We start from the raw sequence: 1,229 nt of genomic DNA, 5'->3' as shown, positions 1-1,229 counted from the left end.
AAAATAGRAATACAAATAAGATAGCTTTGAATACACGGATGTATAATAAAACAAAATTTTATACTAAATAAATTTAAAATGACCTAAAAATAGGTCATTTTTCATGTAATATTTTATCTAAACTTAGTTCTAGTTTTGATGCAATAGGTAGTAGATTAGATATAACATCTAAATGGTAATTATTGATAGATTCTTTAACTAGAGTATCATTATAACTACTTTTTTCAAGAATATTTAGACCATGACAATGATGAAGAAGTTGCTCACATATATTAAAACATTCATTTAAGTATTTAAAGTCTCCACTTATACTTGAGTATACAATTTCATCTGTAAGTTGAGTATAATACAAATTTAGGTCATCAAATTTAAGTTTTAAATCAGTATAATAAGAATAATTAGATTCATTTACAATTTTAGAAACTATTTTAATACAATCATTATAATTAGAATTAAATGAGAAAATTAAATATTTTAAATATCTATGTCTACTTATTCCAAAATTTACAAGCAAAGATATTAATATACCTATTATCGTATCCATAGTACGAGTAATAGAATATATTAAATRTTTTATTTTCAGTAGTAATAATGAAAGTACCTATCATGAAATATGATAGGTATTTTAACTTAAAGTATATTAAAAGAGTATCCTTTCTTAAAAGAAAATCTCTTTATATATTGAACAATGTATATAGATATAAAAGCTATAATAATAAATTCATTGTTAACATTAAAAAGATGAGGAATATGATTAGCTAATGCTAGGTAACACATACTTATAAATAAAGTAAAATTAAGCTCGAATAATATAGTAACTAGTTTACCGAGGGATTTTTCTTTAAATTTATTTCTAGATTTAAATATATAGCTAATGGTTACTCTTAGGTTAAATAAAGTATCTTTACATCCTATTAATATAATGAAAGATAAAATTAAACTAACTAAAACAGGTAAATTAATGTGTATATATAAAGTTGATGTTAAAGTTATAAATAAAGCAAATATAATAAATCTCTTTAACGCTTTAGTTAAAAATGAAAGTATAAATATAAAGAATATAATAGCAAGAAATATTTCCATAAAGTCACTCCTATAATTTTATATATGTATATTTTATCCCAGTAAAAAAATGGTATGCCAATATATTAATATGATTAAGTAGATTTTAAAGCTTTATAATTTTATTAAAATTTATTTAAAATGATTATGAAATATATAATATGTAT

2 protein-coding genes are annotated in these 1,229 nt (G+C 20.1%); both read right to left on the bottom strand.

The annotated features are described in order from the left end of the window. Positions 1-94: 94 nt before the first annotated feature. The gene (locus G3997_RS06130) at positions 95-544 is read right to left on the bottom strand and encodes a hypothetical protein (RefSeq protein ID WP_296644476.1); all 450 of its coding nucleotides are present in this window, start codon (positions 542-544) and stop codon (positions 95-97) included. An 86-nt stretch (positions 545-630) separates the two neighbouring features. Next, a complete protein-coding gene (locus G3997_RS06125; RefSeq protein ID WP_296644474.1) occupies positions 631-1,083 on the bottom strand; it encodes a hypothetical protein in 453 nt (150 codons plus the stop codon). Between the last annotated feature and the right edge of the window lie 146 nt (positions 1,084-1,229).

The sequence above is a fragment of the Romboutsia sp. 13368 genome, from assembly GCF_018336475.1.
Lineage (GTDB): Bacteria > Bacillota > Clostridia > Peptostreptococcales > Peptostreptococcaceae > Romboutsia.
The sequence above is the reverse complement of the archived record's forward strand: the minus strand, read 5'-3'. Positions and strand labels throughout refer to the sequence as shown.

Excerpts from the sequence above, each read along its gene's own strand:
- G3997_RS06130 (WP_296644476.1), bottom strand. The coding sequence starts at position 544 with ATGGATACGATAATAGGTATATTAATATCTTTGCTTGTAAATTTTGGA.
- G3997_RS06125 (WP_296644474.1), bottom strand. The coding sequence starts at position 1,083 with ATGGAAATATTTCTTGCTATTATATTCTTTATATTTATACTTTCATTT.